This is a genomic window from Bacillus sp. JCM 19034 (genome assembly GCF_001310635.1).
Lineage (GTDB): Bacteria > Bacillota > Bacilli > Bacillales > Bacillaceae_D > Halalkalibacter.
Map to the genome: position 1 here is coordinate 273,721 of NZ_BAXR01000002.1, position 23,004 is coordinate 296,724.

Consider the following 23,004-nt stretch of genomic DNA (forward strand, 5'->3'; position numbering starts at 1 on the left):
GGTTATGATGTTGGGAGATCATCCGATTCAAGGTTTAATGAAAACGGCAATGGAAAATTTGAAAGAAATGGTTGATGTCAACACGATTGTAGGAGATCCTGTTGAAACTCCAGATGGGAGTGTCATCATGCCTATTTCAAAAGTGGGCTTTGGATTTGCTGCAGGCGGTAGTGAGTTTATTCTTGATCATAAGAATGATGAAGAATATAACATCCGTTTGGAGGAGGTAGTGGTGGTGGTGTATCCATTACACCAATCGCTTTCCTCGTTGTAAATGGTAAAGGGGTTAAGATGGTTCATCTTGATAGCAATACACATTTATATGAGAAGCTCCTTGATTTTGCTCCACAGGTAGTTGAAAAAATTCAAGAAATGATGGGACAGTCTAATCAATCTTCAGGTACTTCAACTATGAGTACGACTACAAGTACGACAACTACACCTCCCCCGAATACAACTATGTAAACGGATAGGCTAACGGTTGTTATAAAAGGTCAAAATTAGACTTTTTATAACAACTTTTTATTTTTCACGGGAATAGTCTTTTCTGTGAATCAGAGAAAGAGGCTGTCTTATACGTTGCCATATTAAGGGTGGTCATGTACAATAGCATTGAAGATACATAAACGATGAGGAGGATGAAGGATGGCAGAAATTACGTTTAAAAATAATCCGGTCACACTGCTTGGTACGGAAGTGAAGGTTGGGGAGAAGGCTCCGGATTTCAAAGTATTGGCAAACGACCTATCTGAAATCACGTTAGCTGATTCAAAAGGATCTGTACGATTAATAAGTGTAATCCCATCAATTGATACGGGTGTGTGTGATCAGCAAACACGGACGTTTAATGAAGACGCAGCATCATTAGATAATGTACAAGTATTAACGGTAAGTGTTGACCTTCCATTTGCCCAAAAGCGTTGGTGTGCAGCAGCAGGAATTGAAAATGTACAAACGTTATCTGATCATCGCGATCTTTCTTTTGGACATGCATACGGTGTAGCAATTGAAGAGCTTCGCCTGTTAGCAAGAGCGGTGTTCGTAATTGATTCATCCGATACAATTGTGTACGTAGAATATGTTTCAGAAGCTACGAACCATCCGAATTATGAAGCGGCTATCGAAGCAGCTAAATCAGCTAAGTAAAAAGATTTAAAAAGCAAAGAAGGGTGTCTCATTAGAGGCATCCTTCTAGTTTGAAAGGGAAAGAATATATATGAATGATATGATAATTGAACAATTATATAGTTATTTCGACAAAAGTGCACAACATTTAACAGAAAAATCCTCTTTTACATATTTAGAAGGTATAGCAGAAGCTGGAGAAAATTTGTTTCAGAATCAAATAGTGCAAGAGCTTTCCGATGAGGATAAATTTGAATTGCAACGGTTATTAAAAGGTGTAAATGAGCTTGTATATAATTCTGAAGATATGAGAAAAGCGTTACAATTAGTTATACTCAAAGGAATGAAAGGTGCAGTACAACCGCACCATTCAATGACTCCCGAAGCAGTCAGCTTGTTCATTCACTATTTGTTTAATAAGTTACTCGGTGGAAAAAAACAAGCATCAATACTTGATTTAGCTACCGGATCTGGAAACCTGCTTTATACAGTTATCAACCATTCGAAAATACAAATAAATGCTCATGCATTTGAAGTTGATGAAACGTTATTAAAACTCGCCTATGTTGGAGCTAATTTGCAAAAGAATGAAGTAAGTCTTTTCCATCAAGACAGTGTTGAACCTCTATCAATACCTAAAGTGGATATTGTTATAACAGATTTACCAATTGGTTATTATCCAAAGGATGATATCGCGAAAACATATTCGTTGCGTGCTGAGGAAGGACATTCTTATATTCATCATTTGATGATTGAACAAGGATTGAAGCATGTAAAAGAAGGAGGATACCTTCTATTTTTAGTACCGAATTTCTTATTTGAAAATGATCAGTCAAAATCATTACATGATTATTTAAAGAAACAAGCCCATATTTTAGCCTTACTTCAGTTGCCACAATCAATGTTTTCGTCAGAACAATTTGCGAAGAGTATCTTTATTATTCAAAAAATAGGTGAGAAAACGACTTCGCCTCGTCAAGCTTTACTAGCTGAATTGCCTTCTTTTTCGAAACAAGAGGCGTTAGCCGATATGGTTCAAAGAATCAATAAATGGTTTGCAGAAGAATTGGGAATTATATAATTGTTAAAGCCTAGCTTTTTTTAAGCTAGGTTTTTTGTAATAAATGAAAAGGGATACAATGTAAAGAAATATTAATTTGTAAGAGTATTCATTTCTGAATTGTTCGAATATGAGAGAGAATGGCCGTTTTTACTTGAAATAAGCCTTACTCGGTGCTTAAATGAATATGACCTATTTACAAAGGAGCGGTTAATAAGAATGTCAAATATTTTAGCAATTAATGCAGGAAGCTCTTCTTTAAAATTTCAACTTTTAACGATGCCTGAAGAGGAAGTTGTAACAAAAGGGTTAGTCGAGCGTATTGGACTTGATCAAGGTGTCTTTACGATTGAAGTGAATGGAAAAAAGCATTCGGACACATTAAATATTCCTGACCATGCTGAGGCGGTCAAAATTTTACTTGATAAATTAACGTCACTTGGAATTATTGAATCCTTAGATGAAATAGACGGAATTGGACATCGTGTCGTTCACGGTGGAGAAAAGTTTAACGATTCAGTACTAATTACTGATGAAGTCTGCAAGGGATTGAAGATGTCTCAGAACTTGCACCTCTTCATAATCCAGCAAATATTGTAGGAATTAATGCTTTTAAAGAGGTGCTGCCAAATGTCCCAGCGGTAGCCGTATTTGATACAGCATTTCATCAAACAATGCCTGAATCCTCTTACTTATATAGCTTGCCTTATGACTATTACAAAAAGTATGGAATACGGAAATATGGATTCCACGGCACTTCTCATAAATATGTATCAGAGAGAGCAGCTGAGCTTTTAGGGCGACCTATTGAACAATTGAGATTATTATCATGTCACTTAGGTAATGGGGCTAGTATTGCTGCGATAGAAGGCGGAAAGTCAATTGATACGTCAATGGGTTTTACCCCACTTGCTGGGGTAACGATGGGGACACGATCAGGAAATATTGATCCGGCACTCATTCCTTACATTATGGATAAGACGAATCAAGATGCCAATCAAGTATTAGAAACATTAAATAAACGTAGTGGCTTGTTAGGAGTATCGGGTTTTTCAAGTGATTTACGTGATATTGTTAATAAAGCTGAGGAAGGTAATGCACGTGCACAATTGGCCTTAGACGTTTTTACGTCACGTATTCATAAATATATTGGTTCATATGCAGCACGAATGAGCGGAGTTGATGCAATTATTTTTACAGCAGGTATTGGTGAAAATAGTGACGTTATTCGAGCTCAAGTATTAAAAGGCCTAGAATTTATGGGAGTATATTGGGATCCTGCCTTAAATCAAGTTAGAGGTCAAGAAGCTTTCATTAATTACCCACATTCACCTGTAAAAGTGTTAATTATTCCAACTAATGAAGAGGTTATGATTGCACGTGATACAGTACGGTTAGCAAAATAATCTTTTGTATAGGAGAGGTTATATGAAGAGTCAATTCACGCTCTTCATATAACCTCTTCTTTCTTTGCTCATTTTTACATACAATAGAACATAGTACTCAAATCACATTTGAGGGGGAGTAAGGAATGATGTCAGCATGGAGTGAAGGAGAGATCATTGTTGATTTCTTTTATATCCGCGAACGTGAAATCAAGCAAGCATCTAATGGGAGTGATTATGCTACTTTTCAATTAGAGCGTAACTTACAACGTATTCCTGCAATTTTATGGGATTTAACAAATGAGCAGGCAAAGCAGTTTGAACGCCATGCGGTCGTAAAAGTAGAAGCAACGGTTGGTTTTTATCGTGGTCAGAAACAGCTTTCGATTCAGCGGATGCGTTTAGCTACGAAAGAAGACCAAATCAGAGTTGCCGATTTATTGTCTCGTGATGGTGTTGATCGAGAAGAGTTATGGCATGAGTTAAGATTATATATGGAAGAGATTGAATCAGACGTTTTAAGGAAAATAATTAAAGAAATTTTTGGACATAAATCATTTAGAGACCGGTTTACAACAATTCCAGCTGCAAAGATGTACCATCATGCTTATTATGCGGGTTTGCTTGAACAAGTTGTTCAATTAGCGAGAAGTGCTTGGCAATTATTGCAGGTTTATCCTCATCTCAATAAAGATATTGTTATTACGACATGTTTGTTACATGATATAGGTAAGACGAAAGCATTTTTAGATGCGACAGCTCCGGAATTAACAGATGAGGGTGAATTCTTTGGTTATGTATCACTTAGTCTAGAAATGATAACAGAGGCTGCTTGCCGTGCTAATCTTGATCTAAATATTTTCGAACTTATGGCTGTAAAGCATTGTATTGCTAGTCAATTTGGTGAAGTCAGTCAAGGATATGGAAGTACAGCTTCACCAAAAACAGCAGAAGCGATTTTCTTTTCGTCTTTAAAACAAATGAATACACAGCTAAATAATGTGTCAATGACCCAAGAGCAATCTTCTGAGAGATGGGTGTATTCGCCAATGTTAAAAAGGAGATTGTTTACGAAAAAGGAAAAGGAGTAGATGAACATTGAAACAGCAATGGGATGAGCTAGAGCGTTGGGAACAGTGCTTTTTTGAAGGAAACCAATCTGAACTAGTTATGTTATATGACGTTTGGCAAGAAAACTGGTTGAGTAAATTGAATGACAAAAGAAAACGTCAATTTCTTGTATTAGTAGAAAGCGGTATCGTTCATTTACATTCTGCACTTTTGCATAATCGTTCGTTTGAAGATGTGGTGCAACGTATTATTACGCAAGCTCGTATTTTCAAACCTACTCTCTCAACTGCAGAAGAAATGAAACAACTGTCCCTTGAACAAACAAACTATTTGGCTGAGCAAGCTATGGCAAAGCAGCGCCTTCTGTCTTTAGGACAAGGAGGTGTTACTGGACTAGGTGGATTCGTCCTACTAGCTGCTGATTTACCTGCGTTAATGGCGATCCAGCTTCGTTCACTGCAGCAATTAGCTTTTATCTACGGTTATGACCCTCGTCATCCGATGGAACAAATGCTTATGTTGAAGTTACTACATGTTGCAACTGTGCCGAAACATTATCAACGAGCAGAATGGGACAAGCTTATTGAAGATTGTCAGCTACATCAGCAAGCAATCTTTTATGAGGGGGATGATGCAATTTTCCATGAAGGGTGGTTACAGCAGCTTACAACTCAATTAGCGAAGGGATTTCTTATTGCATTTATGAGAAAAAAGACGGTTCAAAGCGTTCCTTTGTTAGGGATTGTAATAGGAGCTGGTTCGAATTATCTTTTTACAAAGCAAGTAATTGAAGTGGCGAAACATTTTTATACAAAAAGAAGACTTCTAGAATGAGAGTGAAATTTAGGAGCACTATGCGGAGCGGTTATTTTTCGAATGAAAATAAAGCAAGGCCAGTGCTCTTTCAAATTTCATATTGATTATATAATGTAGCTTTCATATGGCAGGAGACTGTCTAAACCATATCCACAAATCATTAATAATCGATGCTAGCTCAGCCATTTCTTCATTTAATCGACAACATGTTTCAAAATCCTCTTCGTCGGATAGCTGAAGATGGACAATTCGTATTTTTTCCTCAAATTCTTTCACACGATCTGGAATGGTTCCACGTATTTCTTCCCATTTCTTTAATGTAACATCTTTTATCTTATAATCGAGTGCGTCCCAGCTTTGTTCAAAAAGGGGAAGCTCTATACCTAAACGGCGATCGTATATAAATTGGACAGACAACTTTATCACCTCATATGTATATGATAGCGTTGAATCCTATTATAGCAAATAAATTCATTCAAAAAAGATACAATAAATACTTGCCAAAATGAACGTTGCCTGTTAAAGTAATGAATATTAATAAGATTTATCGATAGGTTTATGCATGACTTTTGCGTTTGATTCAAGCGCTCCTTTTTTTGAATACAAATGTATAAAAATAATATATTGAGTATTAATATTCATTGGGGGAATGAGAAGATGAGTAAGGAAAAAGTAGTTTTAGCTTATTCTGGTGGTTTGGATACATCTGTAGCGATTAAATGGTTGGCTGATCAAGGCTATGATGTTATTGCAGTTGGATTAGATGTTGGGGAAGGAAAGGATCTAGATTTTGTAAAACAAAAAGCACTTGATGTAGGTGCGATTGAATCATACTCGATTGATGCGAAAAAGGAATTTGCTGAGGATTTTGTTTTACCTGCTTTACAAGCACATACGATGTATGAAGATAAGTATCCACTCGTATCAGCTTTATCTCGTCCACTTATTTCAAAAAAGTTAGTAGAAATTGCTGAAAAAGCAGGTGCTACTGCCGTTGCTCATGGTTGTACTGGGAAAGGAAACGACCAAGTGCGTTTTGAAGTTTCGATTCAAGCATTAAATCCTGATTTGAAAGTATTGGCTCCAGTTCGTGAATGGGGTTGGTCTCGTGATGAGGAGATTGAATATGCAAAGAAGAATAATGTTCCGATTCCGATTGATCTTGATAATCCATATTCTGTTGACCAAAATTTATGGGGTCGTGCCAATGAATGTGGAATTTTAGAAGACCCTTGGGCGACACCGCCAGAAGGGGCATACGAGCTGACTGCTCCAATTGAACAAACACCTGATGAGCCAGAATATATTGAAATTGCTTTTGAACAAGGAGTTCCAGTTTCAGTTAATGGTAAGAAGTATGAATTAGATGATTTAATTCTTCAATTGAATCAAATTGCTGGTAAGCATGGTGTCGGACGTATTGATCATGTTGAGAACCGTCTAGTTGGTATTAAATCACGTGAAGTGTATGAGTGCCTGGTGCGATGACATTGATTAAGGCACATAAAGAGCTTGAAGATATTACATTAACGAAAGAAGTGGCACATTTCAAACCGATCGTATCACAAAAGTTATCTGAAGTTATTTATAATGGACTTTGGTTCTCGCCAATTCGAGATGCACTTCAAGCATTTTTACAAGAAACACAAAAAACAGTAACAGGCGTTGTACGTGTTAAGCTATTTAAAGGGCATGCGATTGTAGAAGGACGTAAATCACCATATTCTCTATACAATGAAAAGCTTGCAACGTATTCAACGGATGATGAGTTTGATCATAGTGCAGCTGTTGGCTTTATTTCATTGTGGGGATTATCAACGAAAGTCAATAGTAAAGTCAACAAGGAAAAGAAGGAGGTTAATCAATAGTGTCAAAGCTTTGGGGTGGACGCTTTACAAAAACGGCTGAAGAGTGGGTCGATGCCTTTGGGGCATCGATCGGCTTCGATCAAGCATTAGTGAATGAAGACATAGAAGGAAGTATTGCCCATGTAACAATGCTTGGTAAGTGTGGCGTTCTTCCAAAGGATGAGGTTGAACAAATTAAGAACGGTCTACTCGTCCTACGTGAAAAAGCGGCTAAAGGAGAACTGGAATTTTCTGTGCAACAGGAAGATATCCATCTTAATTTAGAGAAGCATTTAATTGATGAGATAGGCCCCGTTGGAGGAAAATTACATACGGGCAGAAGTCGTAATGATCAAGTAGCGACAGATATGCATCTCTATTTGCGTAATCAAACGAAAGAAATAATGGCTGGATTAAAGAAGCTTCAGCAAGCTCTTGTATTACAAGCAAGTGAGCATGTTGAGACACTGATCCCAGGATATACTCATCTACAACGGGCACAGCCGGTTTCTTTTGCTCACCATTTATTAGCTTATTTTTGGATGTTAGAAAGAGATTATGGACGATTAGAGGATAGCTTTAAGCGTGTCAATGTTTCTCCATTAGGTGCTGGTGCACTTGCCGGTACAACTTTCCCGATTAATCGCCATTATTCTGCTGAGCTGTTAGGGTTCGATGATATTTACTATAATAGCTTAGATGCAGTAAGTGACCGAGATTTTATTGTTGAATTTTTAAGTGCATCCTCCATGATCATGATGCATTTATCACGTCTTTGTGAAGAGCTTATCTTATGGTCAACACAAGAGTTTCAGTTCATAGAAATGGATGATTCATTTGCAACTGGCAGCAGTATAATGCCTCAAAAGAAAAATCCAGATATGGCCGAGTTAATTCGTGGAAAAACAGGTCGAGTATATGGTCATTTGTTCTCTTTATTAACGACATTAAAAGGATTACCTCTAGCGTATAATAAAGATATGCAAGAAGATAAAGAAGGTATGTTTGATACAGTTGAAACAGTGAAGGGATCTTTAAATATTTTTGCCGGCATGATTGAAACGATGACCGTTAATGTAGAAAGAATGGAAAAAGCAGTTCATAATGATTTCTCAAATGCGACAGAGCTAGCTGATTATTTAGCGACTAAAGGAATGCCATTCCGTCAAGCACACGAAGTGGTTGGAAAGCTTGTTTTAGTTGCCATTCAAAAAGGTGTGTTCCTCCTTGATTTGCCATTTTCCGATTATCAAGAAGCGAGTGATTTGTTTGACGAAGATATTTATGAAGTTCTAAATCCAAAGACCGTTGTAGAAAGAAGAAACAGTGCTGGCGGAACTGGATTTGAGCAAGTGAGAGTGTCATTAGAGAAAGCGAAGGAACTTTTAGTACCCTCACATAAATAGTGATTGTTTGCCTCATACTAGATTTGAATGTAAAAGTCTATAAGGAGGCTAATGCACTAATGAAGAAGGAGCATAAATTAACAAACGGTTCGTACGATCAACAAGGTGAGCAAGAAGTACGTCAATTGTTGCTTGATTCGTATAGTAATGGCACTTATGAGCAAAGACATCTAGATGAGATGCAGCACCAATATGAAAAGATGAAGAAGTAGAAAAGAATTCAAGGTGAGTTTAAGATGCTCGCCTTGAATTCTTTTAAGTTAAAGTTCAGTTGTTGTTCTGATATTTTTGTATCGAGTACTCTGGCTTTTGCTTCGATACAGTTTTTTATTGAAACGAGTATTTTATTGAACGAAATATTTGACCTGAAATTAAGCGATTACTTAGACCTAATGGTGTGTCTAAATTTCTTAGTCCTAAATTAGCATCTTAAGGCAAACCTTCTTGCATAATAATGCTAAGCTAGTTCTTATGTTGGCAACGATCAATAGTTTCCCAACCCCTTCTTTAGTAATTATGTTTAATTGAATCATGCAGTCGCGTACTAAGCTTCTTTTTATTCTTTGCTATAGTACGTGTTTTTTTACGAAAAGAAATAGTGAAGAAGAGAATACACCATGTTACCATTAAGCAAATATAGAGCATTTTGTTGCACCTTCTTTTTGTGGGAGATATAGCCTATTTCGTGATGTCATTAGGTTTATAGTACTGAAAACCACTTAAAAATCACTTAAACATGTATACAGGTGGTAATTTAAATATAATATGTAATATATAGTATTATGGTACTAAAGGAAAAAGGTAGAGAATATGTTGCTAGTGATACTGAAGAGATTGATAAGGCGACTATATCGTATACCTAATGTATAATATACCAAAAACTGCCTCATCCTAATAATGAGGTGATGATATGAAGAAATGTGTGATATGTCTCATAATCTTTTTTGCTTCATTAGTAGTACACACGTTGCTGCTAGTGGGACAGAGTTGATGAGTGCTTATTCTGTTCGAATAACGATGATTTCTGATGGTCAAGAATACGAATGGGAGTATGATAGTCCGGGGAAATATGAATTTGAAAAAGGTTCTTCTGTGATGAAAGGCAAAGAGGCGAAAGAACAAGTCGAAGCCATCGTTTCTCAATTGCAAATTACTGAAAAACGTTCGATTGAGCAGTATGTTGAAAAAATGAAAGAGAAGTTCCCGCAAATGTCAAAATTAGATATTCGTTATATGAACAAAGAAGGTGAACTATTCACATGGGTATGGCCACAAGGTGAATAGTACCATGATTATAGATTTACTATCGCCCTTAAAGGTATGTCCCTTTAAGGGCATTGAAATGTCCCTTTTCCCGCTACTGTTTCATTTTGTGGTAAAATGATCATAGTGGGAAAAGGAGCGGTTTTATGCGTACATTGATTGATTATATTTTTCTAACTTTAGGTTCAGTTTGTGTAGCAGTTGGTCTTGAGTTAATATTAGCTCCAAATGGATTGGTCGATGGTGGCGTTACAGCACTAGCGATCATGGCCAATACGATATTTTCAATTCCAATTTGGATCGTGTTTATCGGTTTAAATATCCCGACTTTAATGTTTGCCGGAAGGTATATGGGTCGAAAGTTTGTTGTTCGCACATTATTTGCAAATGTTATTACTGCTGTTTCCCTTTGGTGGTTAGCCCCTTTTGCTGCTATCACCTCTTCAGAAGTATTAATTGTACTTTATGGTGGCTTAATGCTTGGTTTAGGAGTAGGTTTAGTTGTCAAGGCAGGAGGAGCTGTTGATGGTACTGAGATGATCGCAATATGGCTAAACCGTAAATTCCATATTCCAATCAGCACGTTCTTATTAGCCATTAACGCCGTCATTTTAACAGGAGCTGCTTTTGTTTTTACATTAGAACAAGCGATGTTTAGTGTTGCTGTTTTTTATATTGTTTCGAAAATGATTGATTTTATCATGGATGGATTAAATCAAGCAAAGTCAGTGATGATTATTTCTGATCATCCACATAAAGTAGGCGAGCAGTTATTAAAGGAGTTAGATGTTTCGATAACGTACCTTTACGGACAAGGTGGCTATACTGGTGATGAACGATTGATTATTTATTGTATAACAAATCGTTTTATGTACCCACGCTTGAAAGAGCTTGTTTTAAGTGTAGATCCAGGTGCGGTTCTTGAAGCTTCGTTTGTTACGGAAACAGCTGGGGTAAAAAAAGCTACTTTTTTTCAAAGTAGAAATGGATGAACTGTAAGGCTAGTTGCTATTAAAATTATATTAAAATATAAAAGGAATTGTAATGATTAATATTGAAATTTGTAATGAAAGACTACTAGAAGGAGTGTGTAAAGATGAACGTTAGCTATCATGGACATTCTGTTGTTTTCATTGAAACAAAAGGGACAAAAATCATCATTGATCCTTTTATAACAGGGAATGAACAAACCGATCTTGATGCAAACAAATTAGAATTAGATGTTATTTTGCTCACACATGGTCATAACGATCATGTAGGGGATACGATTGAGTTAGCGAAGCGAAATGACGCCCTCGTTGTAGCACCGTTTGAATTAGCTACTTATTTAGAATGGAAAGGTGTTCGTTGTCACCCAATGCATATTGGTGGAGCTCATGGCTTTGAATTTGGTACTGTAAAATTAACACAAGCTTTTCATGGGTCCTCATACACTGAAGAAGAGAATCAAAACATTGTCTATACAGGAATGCCTGCAGGAATTCTATTTACGGCAGAGGAAAAAACAATTTTTCATGCCGGAGATACGGCTTTATTTAGTGATATGAAGCTGATTGGAGAACGAAATTCGATTGATTTAGCATTCTTACCTATTGGAGATAACTTTACAATGGGACCAGAGGACGCTACAGTAGCAGCTGAATGGCTACAAGCAAAACGAGTTGTTCCGATTCATTACAACACATTCCCAGTGATTGTGCAGGATCCTGTTGCTTATGCAGAAGGGTTATCTGGTAAGAAAGGACTTGTCCTTCAAATAGGGGAAGCAATTGAATTATAGTTCAATCCTTTTGAAGCTAAAGGCGTCTTGAAAGAGAAATATTCCTTTCAAGGTGCTTTTTTTATCAAGGTTTCTTAAAAATGGTCATATGTTGCTTTTTATATCATTTCCCTTTCTTGCTCGCAAGGAAGGGAACACGTATACTTAAAGTGATTTGTTATAGGTCGGTCATAGTTGGAGGAAAAAAGTGGCTACAAAGCACGAACAAATTATAAACTATATAACGAGATTACAAGTAGGAGAAAAAATATCTGTCCGTTCAATCGCAAAAGCACTAAATGTTAGTGAAGGGACAGCGTATCGAGCTATAAAGGAAGCCGAGAATCAGGGTCTTGTAAGTACAATTGAACGAGTTGGAACAATTAGGATTGAAAAGAAACGTAAAGAAAATATTGAAAAATTAACTTATGCTGAAGTGGTTAATATTGTTGAAGGCCAAGTTCTAGGTGGAAGAAGAGGTCTACATAAAACGTTAAATCGGTTTGTCATCGGTGCAATGAAGCTAAATGCAATGATGCGTTATATGGAAGTTGGGAATCTCTTAATTGTAGGCAATCGTGAGGAAATTCATAAAGTTGGTATTCAATCGGGAACAGCAGTTTTAATTACAGGAGGCTTTTCAACAAGTGAAGAAGTGATTCGTCTAGCCGATGAACTAGAATTACCGATTATTTCAACGAGCTATGATACGTTTACGGTTGCTGCTATGATTAACCGTGCGATTTACGATCAATTAATTAAGAAGGAAATTGTGCTCGTAGACGATATTTTAATTCCACTTGCTAATACGTATTATTTAACAACAGGGGATACTGTACAACGATGGGATCAGTTAAATAAAGAAACGGGACATAGTCGCTATCCTGTTATTGATGAATCAATGAAAGTAAGAGGGATGATCGCGGCAAAGGATGTGGTTGGGGTTGCCTCTCATACGAAGATTGAAAAAGTGATGACAACAGAACCAATTACAGTAAATGAACGAACGTCAATCGCTACAGTTGCTCATTTACTAGTATGGGAAGGGATTGAATTATTGCCTGTTATTGATCAGGTGAAAAAGCTAATAGGGGTAGTGAGTAGGCAGGATGTTTTAAAGGCATTGCAAATGGTTCAACGCCAGCCGCATGTCGGTGAGACGATTGAAGAAATTGTAACAAGTCGTTTGCAAGATTGCTCGACAGAAGAACAATTTCAATTCACCTGTGAGGTTACCCCTCAGATGACGAATCAATTAGGATCCATTTCATATGGTGTATTTACTATTTTAGTTACAGAAATAGGTCGCAAGGTGTTAAGAACTTATAAGAAAGGTGATTTAGTTGTAGAAAATATTACGTTATATTTTATTAAGCCTGTTCAAATGGAAAGTGTGCTAACAATTGAGCCAAAAGTATTAGAGATTGGTCGAAAGCACGGTAAAATTGATGTTGAGCTTTACCATGATGCACAGATTGTCGGCAAAGCATTAATGATGGCTCAACTTATTGATTAGAAAATAGATGTGAGTACAGGTTGGAACGACAATGGCGGTAATATAAAGTAAGCATAATATCTCTACATATTCAAAGAAACATTAACCGGTGCAATGATTAGGAAGAACCAAAGTAGATGGATGTTAAATTGGGGAGGAGCACTGGCTTAGCTATTATTTTTGTAAGGTCCAGCTCAGTGCTTCTAAAAAAGTTTTCCGATTTTTTATGGCAGTTGTGCTAAGTAATGGCGATGTGCCTTAAAGCCAAAGATAAGGTTAGCGACCCCAAATACGAGGAAGGTAATTCCAACGATCCAATCAACAGCATGTCGAGGTGAGACTAATAAGTTTACTCCAAAAACAGTCAAAAATATACCGAGCATTAGCGTTGATTTCGACTCATAAATACGTTTTAAAAGAGGCTCAGCTTGGCGCCATGCTTTAACCCTATTATAAAGAAAAAAGATAGCTGACAAAATAATGATGATAATAAATAGTTTTTCCATATCATTCACCTACATTTTAATATGTTCACTTATGCAGTCTATTGTACCGTCATTGAGTAAAAGATGCTAGTGAAGGAATCATGAACGTAAAGAGAGGAGTTCATTTAAATGATAAATGAAATCATAAGGAAAATAGAACAGTTCGACAAGATTGTCATACACCGACACGTACGTCCTGATCCTGATGCATTAGGGTCACAGCTCGGTTTGCTTAAAGCGATTCAAAAGCAATACACAAATAAGAAGGTCTATGCAGTTGGTGAACAAGAGGATTCGTTACGTTTTTTAGGTGAAATGGACGAAGTAAATGAGCAAATGTATGATGGTGCCCTTGTCATTGTCTGTGATACAGCTAATAAAGAACGAATATCAGATCAACGATATGAGCAAGGGGCTTGTTTAGTTAAAATTGATCATCATCCGAACGACGAACCGTATGGGGACGTGTATTGGGTTGATCCTACGTTTAGTTCGACTTGTGAAATGCTTGTTCAATTGATGATCGATTGTAATTGGAAGTTTGATCCAGAAATTGCTCGTCTGTTTTACGCAGGAATTGTTGGTGATACAGGAAGATTCCGTTACGATAACACAACTGCAGAAACGTTAAGAAGAACGAGTGTCCTTTTAGAGCAGCCTTTTGATCGCAACGAATTTTATGCACAGCTTCATAAGAAGGATATCCGTATGCTACGACTTGAAGGCTATATCCTTCAACATTTTCATGTTATTGAAGAATGTGTTGGTGTCATGAAAATAACAAAAGAAACATTACAAGATTTTCAAGTGACAGCAAATGAATCTTCTCAGTTTGTTAACGTTTTTTCAGATGTGGAAGGGCTTATGACGTGGGTATTTTTTGTAGAAGAGGATGAGCAGATAAGAGTTAGAATAAGATCAAAGGGACCTGTCATTAATCAAATTGCCGCTGAGCACCACGGAGGTGGTCATCCAAAGGCAGCGGGAGCAAACGCATATTCATGGGATGAAGCAGATCTTATTGTAAATAAACTAGTAGATATTTCAAAAAAGCAAGTAATTAAGTGAAGTCTATTTTCTTAATTACTTGCTGGCTTAATAGCAACTTCTATTCGTAAAGTTGTAAATAAATATAGCCCTTGGACATCGACTTGGAATTCATTATCGTCGACTTTAAACACTTTATTTTCGAGTGCTTGTATTAATAAATCTTTCATATTCGCAACAGATTCAATGTCTTCTCGCTCTAAATGCTGGAGCTCTTCCATAATTTGCGTTCGTAGTTCTAGCTGAGTTAACTGATTCAAGCGTAAACGACGAGCATTATTTAATTCGATTTCAATTGTTTGAATCGTTAATTTTCGCTTGTTTTCTTCATTTAATTTTGTCTGTTCACTATTTAATTCGGCAATGCGGGCTTCTAGTGAAGTGATTGTAGATCGTTGCTCAGAAAGCTGGATCATTAATTGATTATAGAGTTGTCCATATTGAAAGAGAAAAAAGAACCATCCACAAAGCACACCTATGAATAATCCAGCAAGAAAACGTTGAAATGTGGTGCGTTTATATAATGGTGGAATTCTCATGAGGAAACGGACTCCCCTACGAGCCATTGAATAACCGTTATCCCAGTTTGCGCTCCGCATAAAGCAGCAAAAATCATCAGGGCTGTTTTAACAATGTCGTCATGAATGCCTTCAAATAAACCTCTTTCAATACTTGAAATTGCGTCAAAAGTGCCACCTATTGCTGCTACGATAGCCCAAATCTTTAAATTGCCTGCTAAGTTATGAATCACAGATAATGGCGGTTTGCCAATTAAGAAAGCACCGATTCCACCGATGAGGGCGCCACCAATAATGACACCAAATGCAACGAAAAAATCAATAATCAATGTTGCTAAAAGCTCACGGTTTAACAATGGACTCATCCTTTCAATAAAACGAGATTTATAATTATAGAAATCATTACTGCCAAAAAGGTTTGACTGTCAATCATACTTATATATAGTTAACTGAAGAGAAAGATATGACAAGCTTTCAAAAGTGAAAGGAGGATGGGGAATGGATATTGTACCAATCCACGTGTTAAGTGAATATAGCTTACTTTCATCAACCAATCGAGTTGAGGAGCTTGTGAAATATGCACGGCAACAAGGTTATAAGCAGCTAGCTTTAACAGATAAAACAGTCTTATATGGAGTCGTTCCTTTCTATAATGCGTGCCAAAAATTCGGAGTAAAGCCAATTATTGGTGTGAGTTTAACCGTTTTAGTTCAACCGAAAATTGTCAGAGATATTCGGTTTTATGCGAAGAATAATGAAGGTTATAAGAAACTATTATGGCTCTCATCAAAATGGCATCATAAAAAGCGTGAGGAGCGTTTTTTAACAAAAGAAGAGCTGGCCGATTCGCTAGATGACGTCGTGATCGTGCTACCATTTAAGAACGGCCCAATAACGGATATGCTAAAAAGTGGAGACAGCCAAAAAGCGACGGCTTGGCTAAAAGGGTGGATACCTGAAAGATGGACTAAGCAAACCTTTTTAGAAATAACAACTGAAGCAATTCGCCAAGCTCATATAGTAGAACAAATTCAGCAGCTTATCTCACAATTTCCTTTGCGATTAGCAGCAGCAAATCCTTGTCACTTTTTACGTCAAGACGATTTTGGTGCCTATCAAGTATTACGTGCAATCGGTGATGGAGAAAAGGTAGTAGAGAGCGAGGTATCAGGTGAAGAACGTCAATATTACTTGAAAACTCCATCTGAACTTGAGGCTGATTTCAACGGGTTTGAAGATGCCCTAGAAAATACAGCTCATCTAGCTAATATGTGTACTATTGAATTTACATTCAACCAGTTTCAGCTCCCCTCTTTTCCTACGAATGGAAAAAGTGCGGATGAGCTGTTGGAGGAGCTATGTTGGGCAGGATGTGAAAAGCGACTTGAACAAAAGACAGAGAAAATAGATCGGAGGATAAAAAAAGAGCTTGCTGTTATTTCAAAAATGGGGTTCAGTGATTATTTTTTAATCGTATGGGACTTTATGCACTATGCGAAGGAACATGGTATTATGACAGGACCTGGAAGAGGATCAGCTGCAGGCTCGTTAGTTGCTTATCTACTAGAGATAACGGATGTTAATCCATTGGACTATCATTTGCTATTTGAACGGTTTTTAAATCCTGAGCGCGTCTCTATGCCTGATATTGACATTGATTTTCCTGATAACCGACGCGATGAAGTGATCAACTATGTTCAAAAGAAATATGGGGCGAATAGGGTTGCACATATTTTAACATTCGGTACTCTTGCGGCTAGAGCCGTTATTCGTGATGTAGGTAAAGTGTTGGGGGTTAAGGCTTATGTGATAAATCAGATAATCAAGGAAATCCCTTCTTCTCCTGGGATGACATTAGCTAGAGCGTGGAAAGAAAGTGAGAAATTAAAGGAATTCGTCTGTGGATCAGATGAAGCAAAGCAGCTATGGGAAATCGCAACTCGGCTTGAAGGATTACCTCGTCATACATCGACTCATGCTGCTGGGATTGTCATAAGTGATAAGCCTCTAACGGAAGTTCTGGCACTTCAGGAAGGTACGACGAATGTTTCTTTAACACAGGCAACGATGGATGTTGTAGAGCAGTTAGGTTTATTGAAGTTTGATTTTTTAGGATTACGTAATTTAACGTTACTTGAGAGGATTGTCTATTTCATTGAGCAACAAACTGGTAATAACATTGATGTTAAAAGATCCCATTAAATGATTCGGCAACCTTTCATTTGTTAAGCAGAGCTGATACAACTGGGGTTTTTCAACTCGAATCAGATGGATGAGACGTGTGTTAGCGTCTTTACAACCGACTGAATTTGAAGATATTGTTGCTGTTAACGCTTTGTATCGGCCAGGGCCAATGGAATATATTGCTACATATATTAAACGTAAGCATAAGCAAGAAAAAGTCCAATTTTCACACGAAGTTGTTAAACCGTTTTTGGAGCATACATATGGTGTGCTAATTTATCAGGAACAAATCATGCAAATCGCATCAGCACTAGCTGGCTTTTCATTAGCTGAAGCTGATCTATTGCGTAGAGCAATTAGTAAAAAGAAAAAAGCATGATTTAGAGAAACAACGAATATCGTTTATTCAAGGAGCAGTTCATAACGGCTACTCTGAAAAAGTTGCTACAGAAACATTTGAATTAATTGAACGTTTTGCAAATTATGGCTTTAATAGAAGTCATGCCGTAGCTTATAGTTTAATAAGTTATTGGCTTGCATATTTAAAAGTTCATTATCCACTGCCATTTTATACGGCTCTTCTGTCATCTGTTTGGAATCAGCAGGAACGTCTGTATCGCTTTATTCAAGAATGTAAAGACAAGGGGATAGAAATATATCCCCCTTCTATTGAAAAAAGTGATTGGCTTTTTTCAATAGAAGAACAGGCGATTCGCTTTGGGTTACTCCCTATTTCAAATGTTGGAATGCAAGCTGTTAAGGCCATTCTAAAAGGACGTATAGAAAAAACGATCCTTGACCTGTTTCAACTTGTTGTTCAACTATATCCTGAGCTTTCAAAAAAGGCATTAGAGTCGCTAATTAAAGCGGGTGCATGTGATCATTTTGGTGAAGACAGAGCTACTCTATTAGCTACGGTAGATGATGCAATTGAATTCGCACAAAAAATAAAAGAGTTTCAGGAGGAAACAGCAGGTTTATTTAAATTGGATTTAGAAGCGCCAGATTACCAGAAGGTAGAGCCGTATACCGATTATGAACGATTGGAATTTGAAAAGGAAGTATTAGGCTTTTATTTATCCGGTCATCCACTAGAACGATATGAACAAACGCTACGTTCTAAAGGGAGAATAACGATTAGAGAGGCTCTAGCTCATTCGGGCAAGTTGTTGTTGCAGGAAAGATCGAGTCGATTAAACGAATTAGAACGAAAAAAGGTGATGCAATGGCTTTTGCGTCATTAGTTGATGAAACGGGCACGATAAACGTGACAATGTTTCCACTTGTTTGGTCAAATGTACGAGATTTTCTAAAGGAAGACGAACTGTACGTACTAGATGGGCGGACTGACCTTGCTAAACAAAGACCGACGTTAATTATTGAACGGTTGTACCCACTTGAAAGTGCTAATAAATCAAATCAGCGGCTTTATTTAAGAATAATGAATGAAACTAAGAAAGAGAAATTACAAATGCTAAAGCAGGTAATCCAAAAGCATAGAGGTGATGTTCCAGTCATTTTATTTTATGATCAAACAAATGAAACAAAATATTTAACAAAAGAGTACTCTATTAATCCCTCAAATGCTTGTCTTTATAAGCTTAGTCAATTGTTAGGTCAAGAAAATGTAAAGCTGCGTTCTTAAATTGTCACTTGGCTAATGAAGAAAGATTATATATAATTAGGGAAGTTTTTGAGTGGTCTGACCAGTATGGATGATCATGAAAAAGGAGTGTTCGTGGTGACATCTTTTAAGAAAGAAGCATTAGACATTCATCGTAAGCACCGTGGAAAGCTAGAGACATCAACGAAAGTGCCAGTAAAGAATGCTCATGATTTAAGTTTAGTTTATTCACCAGGCGTTGCAGATCCTTGTGAAGAGATTTATCGTGACAAAGAAAAAGTATATGAGTATACGATGAAAGGGAATTCTGTCGCAGTTGTAAGTAACGGGACGGCAGTATTAGGACTAGGTCATATTGGTCCTGAAGCTGCAATGCCAGTGATGGAAGGAAAAGCTGTCTTATTTAAGACGTTTGCCGGCGTTGATGCATTTCCGATATGTATGAAGTCTGTAGAGGTAGATGAAATCATCAAAACGATTAAACAGCTTGAACCGACATTTGGTGGGATAAATTTAGAAGACTTTGCCGCCCCTTCTTGCTTTGAAATCGAACAACGATTAAAAAAGGAAATGAACATCCCTGTTTTTCATGATGACCAGCATGGGACTGCGATTGTCACGTTAGCAGGTTTAATCAATGCGTGTAAATTAACAGGTAGAAAGCTTGAAACATCCCAAATTGTTGTAAATGGTGCTGGAGCAGCAGGAATTGCGATTATTAAGCTTTTGCGAAATTTAGGGGCAAACAATATCAGTTTATGTGATTCACGGGGGGCTATTTACGCTGGACGGTCTGATGGATGAATGAACATAAGCATGAAGTAGCAATGTTTACAAATCGCAATAAGAAGAAAGGTGATCTTAAAACGATTGTAAAAGATGCAGATATTTTTGTCGGAGTTTCGGTAGAAGGGGTACTATCAAAGGAAATGGTTATGGAAATGGCTCAAGATCCAATCATTTTTGCGATGGCTAACCCGAACCCAGAGATTACACCAATAGATGCTAAAGCTGCCGGTGTAAAAGTGATCGGAACTGGGAGATCTGATTATCCGAATCAAGTTAATAATGTGCTCGCCTTTCCAGGAGTGTTCCGTGGTGCTTTAGATGTACGTGCAACCGAGATTAACGAAAAAATGAAGGTTGCTGCAGTGTATGCAATTGCAGATTTAATAAAAAATGAATTGTCTTTTGATTATGTCATTCCTGCCCCATTTGATAAGCGAGTATCACCTGCTGTTGCAAAGGCTGTTGCGAAAGCTGCTATGGAAAGTGGTGTAGCCAGGGTGCAAGTGAACCTAGAGGATGTTGCCAAACGGACGGAGGCCTTAGCAATGATTCAAGACGATTCAAATTGACGAGGTGAAGTTCGTAATCATGGTAAGTCAACAAAAACGCTATGTAGAAATTATTTCACAAATTAGAGGGATTATTGAGGCCGATCAGCTTGTTGAAGGTGATCGGCTCCCTTCTGAACGTGAACTAAGTAATCGATTAGGAGTGGCCCGTTCTTCAGTTAGAGAAGCATTGAGAGCGTTAGAATTGTTAGAATTTATAGAAACACGACGTGGTGAAGGAACGTTTATAAAAGAGGCAAATAGCCGACGTCTAGTTGAGTTGTTATTATCATTTCTTTTAAAAGATGAAAATGCTAAGCAGGATCTTGAAGAAACTAGAAGAATTATTGAAGTTGAAGCATTAAAGTTGGCCTGTGAACGAATGAGTCAGGATGATGTAGTTGAGTTAAAAGACTTTGTTCAATGTTATAAATATAAAGTCATGAAACAAGAAGACGATTATGCTTTTCATAGAAAGCTTGTAACGTATAGCAAAAATCGATTGTTAACAAATATTTGGGATTCACTTGTACAATATAACAAAGTAGTAGTGGCACGACCGTTACAAGAATCAAAGTTAATAACACATACAAAAGAGCATGTTCAACTCGTTCATGCATTAAGCAATAGAAACAAAGAATTATCCAAACGTATACTATTAGAACATTTGAAATATAGTCCTTTTTAAAATATATTTGAATAACTAGAATGACAAAGCAAAAGAGGTGTAATGATGCTTAAAGACTTTTTGAAGAAAAAACGTAAGTATGCTACGATCCCTTCTGAGCGTGCTAAACAGGAAGTTCCAGAAGGTTTAATGACAAAGTGTCCATCATGTCGAACAATCATGTATACAAAAGAATTAAAAAAGAACTTACTTGTTTGTCATTCTTGTGGGTTTCACCATCGAATGACAGCACCTGAGCGAATTGCTAGTTTAATGGATGAAGGGTCTTTTGTTGAAACGAATAGGGACATGCTTAGTGCAAATCCATTAAAGTTTCCAACATATGAAGATAAGCTAGAAGCAGATCGGGCGAAGACGGAGCTGAATGAAGCGATCGTGACAGGATATGGTACGATTAATGGTTTTAAGGCAGTTATCGCTGTTATGGATGCACGTTTTCGCATGGGGAGTATGGGGTCAGTAGTAGGAGAAAAAATTACGAGAGCTGTTGAAGATGCAATTGAGAAGAAGGCTCCATTAATCCTATTTTCCGCTTCAGGAGGAGCTCGTATGCAGGAAGGGGTATTAAGCTTAATGCAAATGGCCAAAACAAGTGCAGCATTACAAAAGCTAAATAAACAAGGTGGCTTGTTTATTTCGGTCATGACCCACCCGACAACTGGTGGTGTTTCTGCTAGTTTTGCCTCATTAGGTGATTACAACTTTGCTGAACCGAAGGCGTTAATAGGCTTTGCGGGGCGACGAATTATAGAGCAGACCATTCGCCAAGAGCTTCCTGAAGATTTCCAAACGGCTGAGTTTCTTTTAAAACATGGTCAGTTAGATCGCGTTATTCCACGAAATGAAATGAAGGATACATTAACGACCATTTTAAATATTCACCAAGGAGGTGAGCCTAATGACAACTAATTTAGGATTTGAGAAGCCAATTGTTGAATTAAAAAATAAAATTAAAGAATTGCGTTCATTTACAGAAGAGAAGGATATTGATTTAAGTGATGAAATTCAAAAGCTAGAGAAAAGATTACACCAACTAGAGCAAGAAATATATGGGAATTTGCAGCCGTGGGAACGTGTGCAAATTGCTCGTCATAATGACCGTCCAACGACCCTTGATTATATCGATCATTTGTTTACTGATTTCCTTGAAATACATGGGGACCGTTTGTATGGGGATGATCCGGCAATCGTTGGAGGAATAGCTAAATATAAAGGAATTCCTGTTACTGTCATTGGTCATCAGCGCGGAAAGGACACGAAAGATAATATTTATCGCAATTTTGGTATGCCTCACCCAGAAGGATATAGAAAAGCGTTACGTTTAATGAAACAAGCTGACAAATTTAAACGTCCGATTATTTGTTTTATTGATACGAAGGGAGCATACCCCGGTAAAGCAGCAGAAGAACGTGGACAAAGTGAGGCAATTGCACGTAATTTACTGGAAATGTCTGGCTTGAGCGTACCAATTATTTGCGTTGTAATTGGTGAAGGAGGAAGCGGAGGAGCGTTAGCATTAGGTGTTGGTAACCATTTACATATGTTGGAGAACTCGACATATTCCGTTATTTCTCCTGAAGGGGCAGCAGCGTTACTATGGAAAGATGCTTCATTAGCTCAAAAGGCAGCAGAAACGATGAAAATAACTGCACCAGATTTAAAGGAATTAGGAGTGATTGATGAAGTCATTCGCGAAGTAAAAGGCGGAGCACATCGTCATATTAAAGAACAAGCAGAAGCGATTGATGATGTGATTGAACGCTCGCTTTTTGAGCTTCGCCGTTTAAGTGGGGATGAGCTGATTGAGCATAGATATGAAAAATACAAAAAAATTGGACAATATAAGGCTGTAACCGATACCATGCCTATAAAATAAAGAAAAACTACACCCTAA

At 37.4% G+C, this 23,004-nt stretch carries 21 protein-coding genes and 5 pseudogenes; 22 read left to right on the top strand and 4 right to left on the bottom strand.

Translation table 11 applies throughout. From position 1 onward, the window contains the following. Nucleotides 1-10 precede the first annotated feature (10 nt). The 6 genes and pseudogenes from ytfJ (at nt 11) to JCM19034_RS04880 (ending at nt 5,475) form a co-directional block, all read left to right on the top strand. Nucleotides 11-465: pseudogene (gene ytfJ, locus JCM19034_RS04855) on the top strand (GerW family sporulation protein). Between the two features lie 180 nt (nt 466-645). Further along, on the top strand, nt 646-1,146 hold the full coding sequence (tpx, locus tag JCM19034_RS04860; RefSeq protein ID WP_062047750.1) for a thiol peroxidase: 501 nt from the start codon (nt 646-648) through the stop codon (nt 1,144-1,146). Nucleotides 1,147-1,216: 70 nt separating this feature from the next. After that, on the top strand, nt 1,217-2,206 hold the full coding sequence (locus JCM19034_RS04865) for a class I SAM-dependent methyltransferase (RefSeq protein ID WP_082393751.1): 990 nt from the start codon (nt 1,217-1,219) through the stop codon (nt 2,204-2,206). Between the two features lie 198 nt (nt 2,207-2,404). Beyond that, nucleotides 2,405-3,591 (top strand): annotated as a pseudogene (locus JCM19034_RS04870) (acetate kinase). Nucleotides 3,592-3,716: 125 nt separating this feature from the next. After that, nucleotides 3,717-4,661, top strand: a complete 945-nt coding sequence (locus JCM19034_RS04875) for a hypothetical protein (RefSeq protein ID WP_062047752.1) — start codon at nt 3,717-3,719, stop codon at nt 4,659-4,661. Between the two features lie 7 nt (nt 4,662-4,668). After that, on the top strand, nt 4,669-5,475 hold the full coding sequence (locus JCM19034_RS04880) for an EcsC family protein (RefSeq protein WP_062047754.1): 807 nt from the start codon (nt 4,669-4,671) through the stop codon (nt 5,473-5,475). A 102-nt stretch (nt 5,476-5,577) separates the two neighbouring features. Here the strand turns inward: JCM19034_RS04880 and JCM19034_RS04885 are convergent, their stop codons facing one another. Continuing rightward, nucleotides 5,578-5,874: a hypothetical protein gene (locus JCM19034_RS04885; RefSeq protein ID WP_062047756.1), complete on the bottom strand. Its 297-nt coding sequence runs from the start codon at nt 5,872-5,874 to the stop codon at nt 5,578-5,580. Between the two features lie 240 nt (nt 5,875-6,114). Here JCM19034_RS04885 and JCM19034_RS04890 point away from each other — a divergent pair. The 7 genes and pseudogenes from JCM19034_RS04890 to JCM19034_RS04915 all read left to right on the top strand — a co-directional run bounded on the left by JCM19034_RS04890 (nt 6,115) and on the right by JCM19034_RS04915 (nt 13,248). Then, nucleotides 6,115-7,325 (top strand): annotated as a pseudogene (locus JCM19034_RS04890) (argininosuccinate synthase). Further along, the gene (argH, locus tag JCM19034_RS04895) at nt 7,325-8,710 is read left to right on the top strand and encodes an argininosuccinate lyase (protein ID WP_062047758.1); all 1,386 of its coding nucleotides are present in this window, start codon (nt 7,325-7,327) and stop codon (nt 8,708-8,710) included. The pseudogene JCM19034_RS04890 and the gene argH overlap by 1 nt, the downstream one beginning before the upstream one ends. 59 nt (nt 8,711-8,769) lie before the next feature. After that, nucleotides 8,770-8,922, top strand: a complete 153-nt coding sequence (locus tag JCM19034_RS21575) for a hypothetical protein (protein ID WP_156323884.1) — start codon at nt 8,770-8,772, stop codon at nt 8,920-8,922. Nucleotides 8,923-9,637: 715 nt separating this feature from the next. Continuing rightward, a complete protein-coding gene (locus JCM19034_RS04900; RefSeq protein ID WP_156323885.1) occupies nt 9,638-9,994 on the top strand; it encodes a hypothetical protein in 357 nt (118 codons plus the stop codon). Between the two features lie 125 nt (nt 9,995-10,119). Further along, nucleotides 10,120-10,965 carry a YitT family protein gene (locus tag JCM19034_RS04905; RefSeq protein WP_062047762.1) on the top strand — a complete coding sequence of 282 codons (846 nt, stop codon included), beginning with the start codon at nt 10,120-10,122 and terminating at the stop codon, nt 10,963-10,965. Nucleotides 10,966-11,069: 104 nt separating this feature from the next. Beyond that, on the top strand, nt 11,070-11,753 hold the full coding sequence (locus JCM19034_RS04910; RefSeq protein WP_062047764.1) for a metal-dependent hydrolase: 684 nt from the start codon (nt 11,070-11,072) through the stop codon (nt 11,751-11,753). A gap of 187 nt (nt 11,754-11,940) precedes the next feature. Continuing rightward, entirely contained in the window at nt 11,941-13,248 is a 1,308-nt protein-coding gene (locus JCM19034_RS04915; RefSeq protein WP_062047766.1) for a DRTGG domain-containing protein, read from the top strand. Nucleotides 13,249-13,451: 203 nt separating this feature from the next. Here the strand turns inward: JCM19034_RS04915 and JCM19034_RS04920 are convergent, their stop codons facing one another. Then, nucleotides 13,452-13,733, bottom strand: coding sequence for a YtpI family protein (locus JCM19034_RS04920; protein WP_062047768.1), 282 nt, complete (start codon nt 13,731-13,733; stop codon nt 13,452-13,454). A gap of 108 nt (nt 13,734-13,841) precedes the next feature. Between JCM19034_RS04920 and JCM19034_RS04925 the strand changes: the two genes are divergently transcribed. Continuing rightward, the gene (locus tag JCM19034_RS04925) at nt 13,842-14,780 is read left to right on the top strand and encodes a bifunctional oligoribonuclease/PAP phosphatase NrnA (RefSeq protein ID WP_062047770.1); all 939 of its coding nucleotides are present in this window, start codon (nt 13,842-13,844) and stop codon (nt 14,778-14,780) included. A gap of 11 nt (nt 14,781-14,791) precedes the next feature. On the opposite strand, the gene ytrI is transcribed toward JCM19034_RS04925, so the two are convergent. Together ytrI and JCM19034_RS04935 are read right to left on the bottom strand one after the other, a co-directional pair. Further along, entirely contained in the window at nt 14,792-15,298 is a 507-nt protein-coding gene (gene ytrI, locus JCM19034_RS04930; protein ID WP_062047772.1) for a sporulation membrane protein YtrI, read from the bottom strand. Continuing rightward, on the bottom strand, nt 15,295-15,633 hold the full coding sequence (locus JCM19034_RS04935) for a YtrH family sporulation protein (protein WP_231686809.1): 339 nt from the start codon (nt 15,631-15,633) through the stop codon (nt 15,295-15,297). The genes ytrI and JCM19034_RS04935 overlap by 4 nt, the downstream gene beginning before the upstream one ends. Before the next feature lie 142 nt (nt 15,634-15,775). Here JCM19034_RS04935 and dnaE point away from each other — a divergent pair, with 142 nt between their 5' ends. The 8 genes and pseudogenes from dnaE to accA all read left to right on the top strand — a co-directional run bounded on the left by dnaE (nt 15,776) and on the right by accA (nt 22,986). Beyond that, nucleotides 15,776-17,479: a DNA polymerase III subunit alpha gene (dnaE, locus tag JCM19034_RS04940; RefSeq protein WP_062047776.1), complete on the top strand. Its 1,704-nt coding sequence runs from the start codon at nt 15,776-15,778 to the stop codon at nt 17,477-17,479. A 20-nt stretch (nt 17,480-17,499) separates the two neighbouring features. Beyond that, nucleotides 17,500-17,840: pseudogene (locus JCM19034_RS04945) on the top strand (hypothetical protein). 274 nt (nt 17,841-18,114) lie between these two features. Continuing rightward, on the top strand, nt 18,115-18,705 hold the full coding sequence (locus JCM19034_RS22870) for a hypothetical protein (protein WP_370621826.1): 591 nt from the start codon (nt 18,115-18,117) through the stop codon (nt 18,703-18,705). Further along, on the top strand, nt 18,687-19,106 hold the full coding sequence (locus JCM19034_RS04955; protein ID WP_062047781.1) for an OB-fold nucleic acid binding domain-containing protein: 420 nt from the start codon (nt 18,687-18,689) through the stop codon (nt 19,104-19,106). The genes JCM19034_RS22870 and JCM19034_RS04955 overlap by 19 nt, the downstream gene beginning before the upstream one ends. A 66-nt stretch (nt 19,107-19,172) precedes the next feature. Continuing rightward, nucleotides 19,173-20,443, top strand: a pseudogene (locus JCM19034_RS04960) (NADP-dependent malic enzyme). A 19-nt stretch (nt 20,444-20,462) separates the two neighbouring features. Then, nucleotides 20,463-21,110: a FadR/GntR family transcriptional regulator gene (locus tag JCM19034_RS04965; RefSeq protein ID WP_062047783.1), complete on the top strand. Its 648-nt coding sequence runs from the start codon at nt 20,463-20,465 to the stop codon at nt 21,108-21,110. Between the two features lie 45 nt (nt 21,111-21,155). Continuing rightward, the gene (gene accD, locus JCM19034_RS04970; protein ID WP_062047785.1) at nt 21,156-22,019 is read left to right on the top strand and encodes an acetyl-CoA carboxylase, carboxyltransferase subunit beta; all 864 of its coding nucleotides are present in this window, start codon (nt 21,156-21,158) and stop codon (nt 22,017-22,019) included. Further along, nucleotides 22,009-22,986: an acetyl-CoA carboxylase carboxyl transferase subunit alpha gene (accA, locus tag JCM19034_RS04975; protein ID WP_062047787.1), complete on the top strand. Its 978-nt coding sequence runs from the start codon at nt 22,009-22,011 to the stop codon at nt 22,984-22,986. The genes accD and accA overlap by 11 nt, the downstream gene beginning before the upstream one ends. Nucleotides 22,987-23,004: the final 18 nt, after the last annotated feature.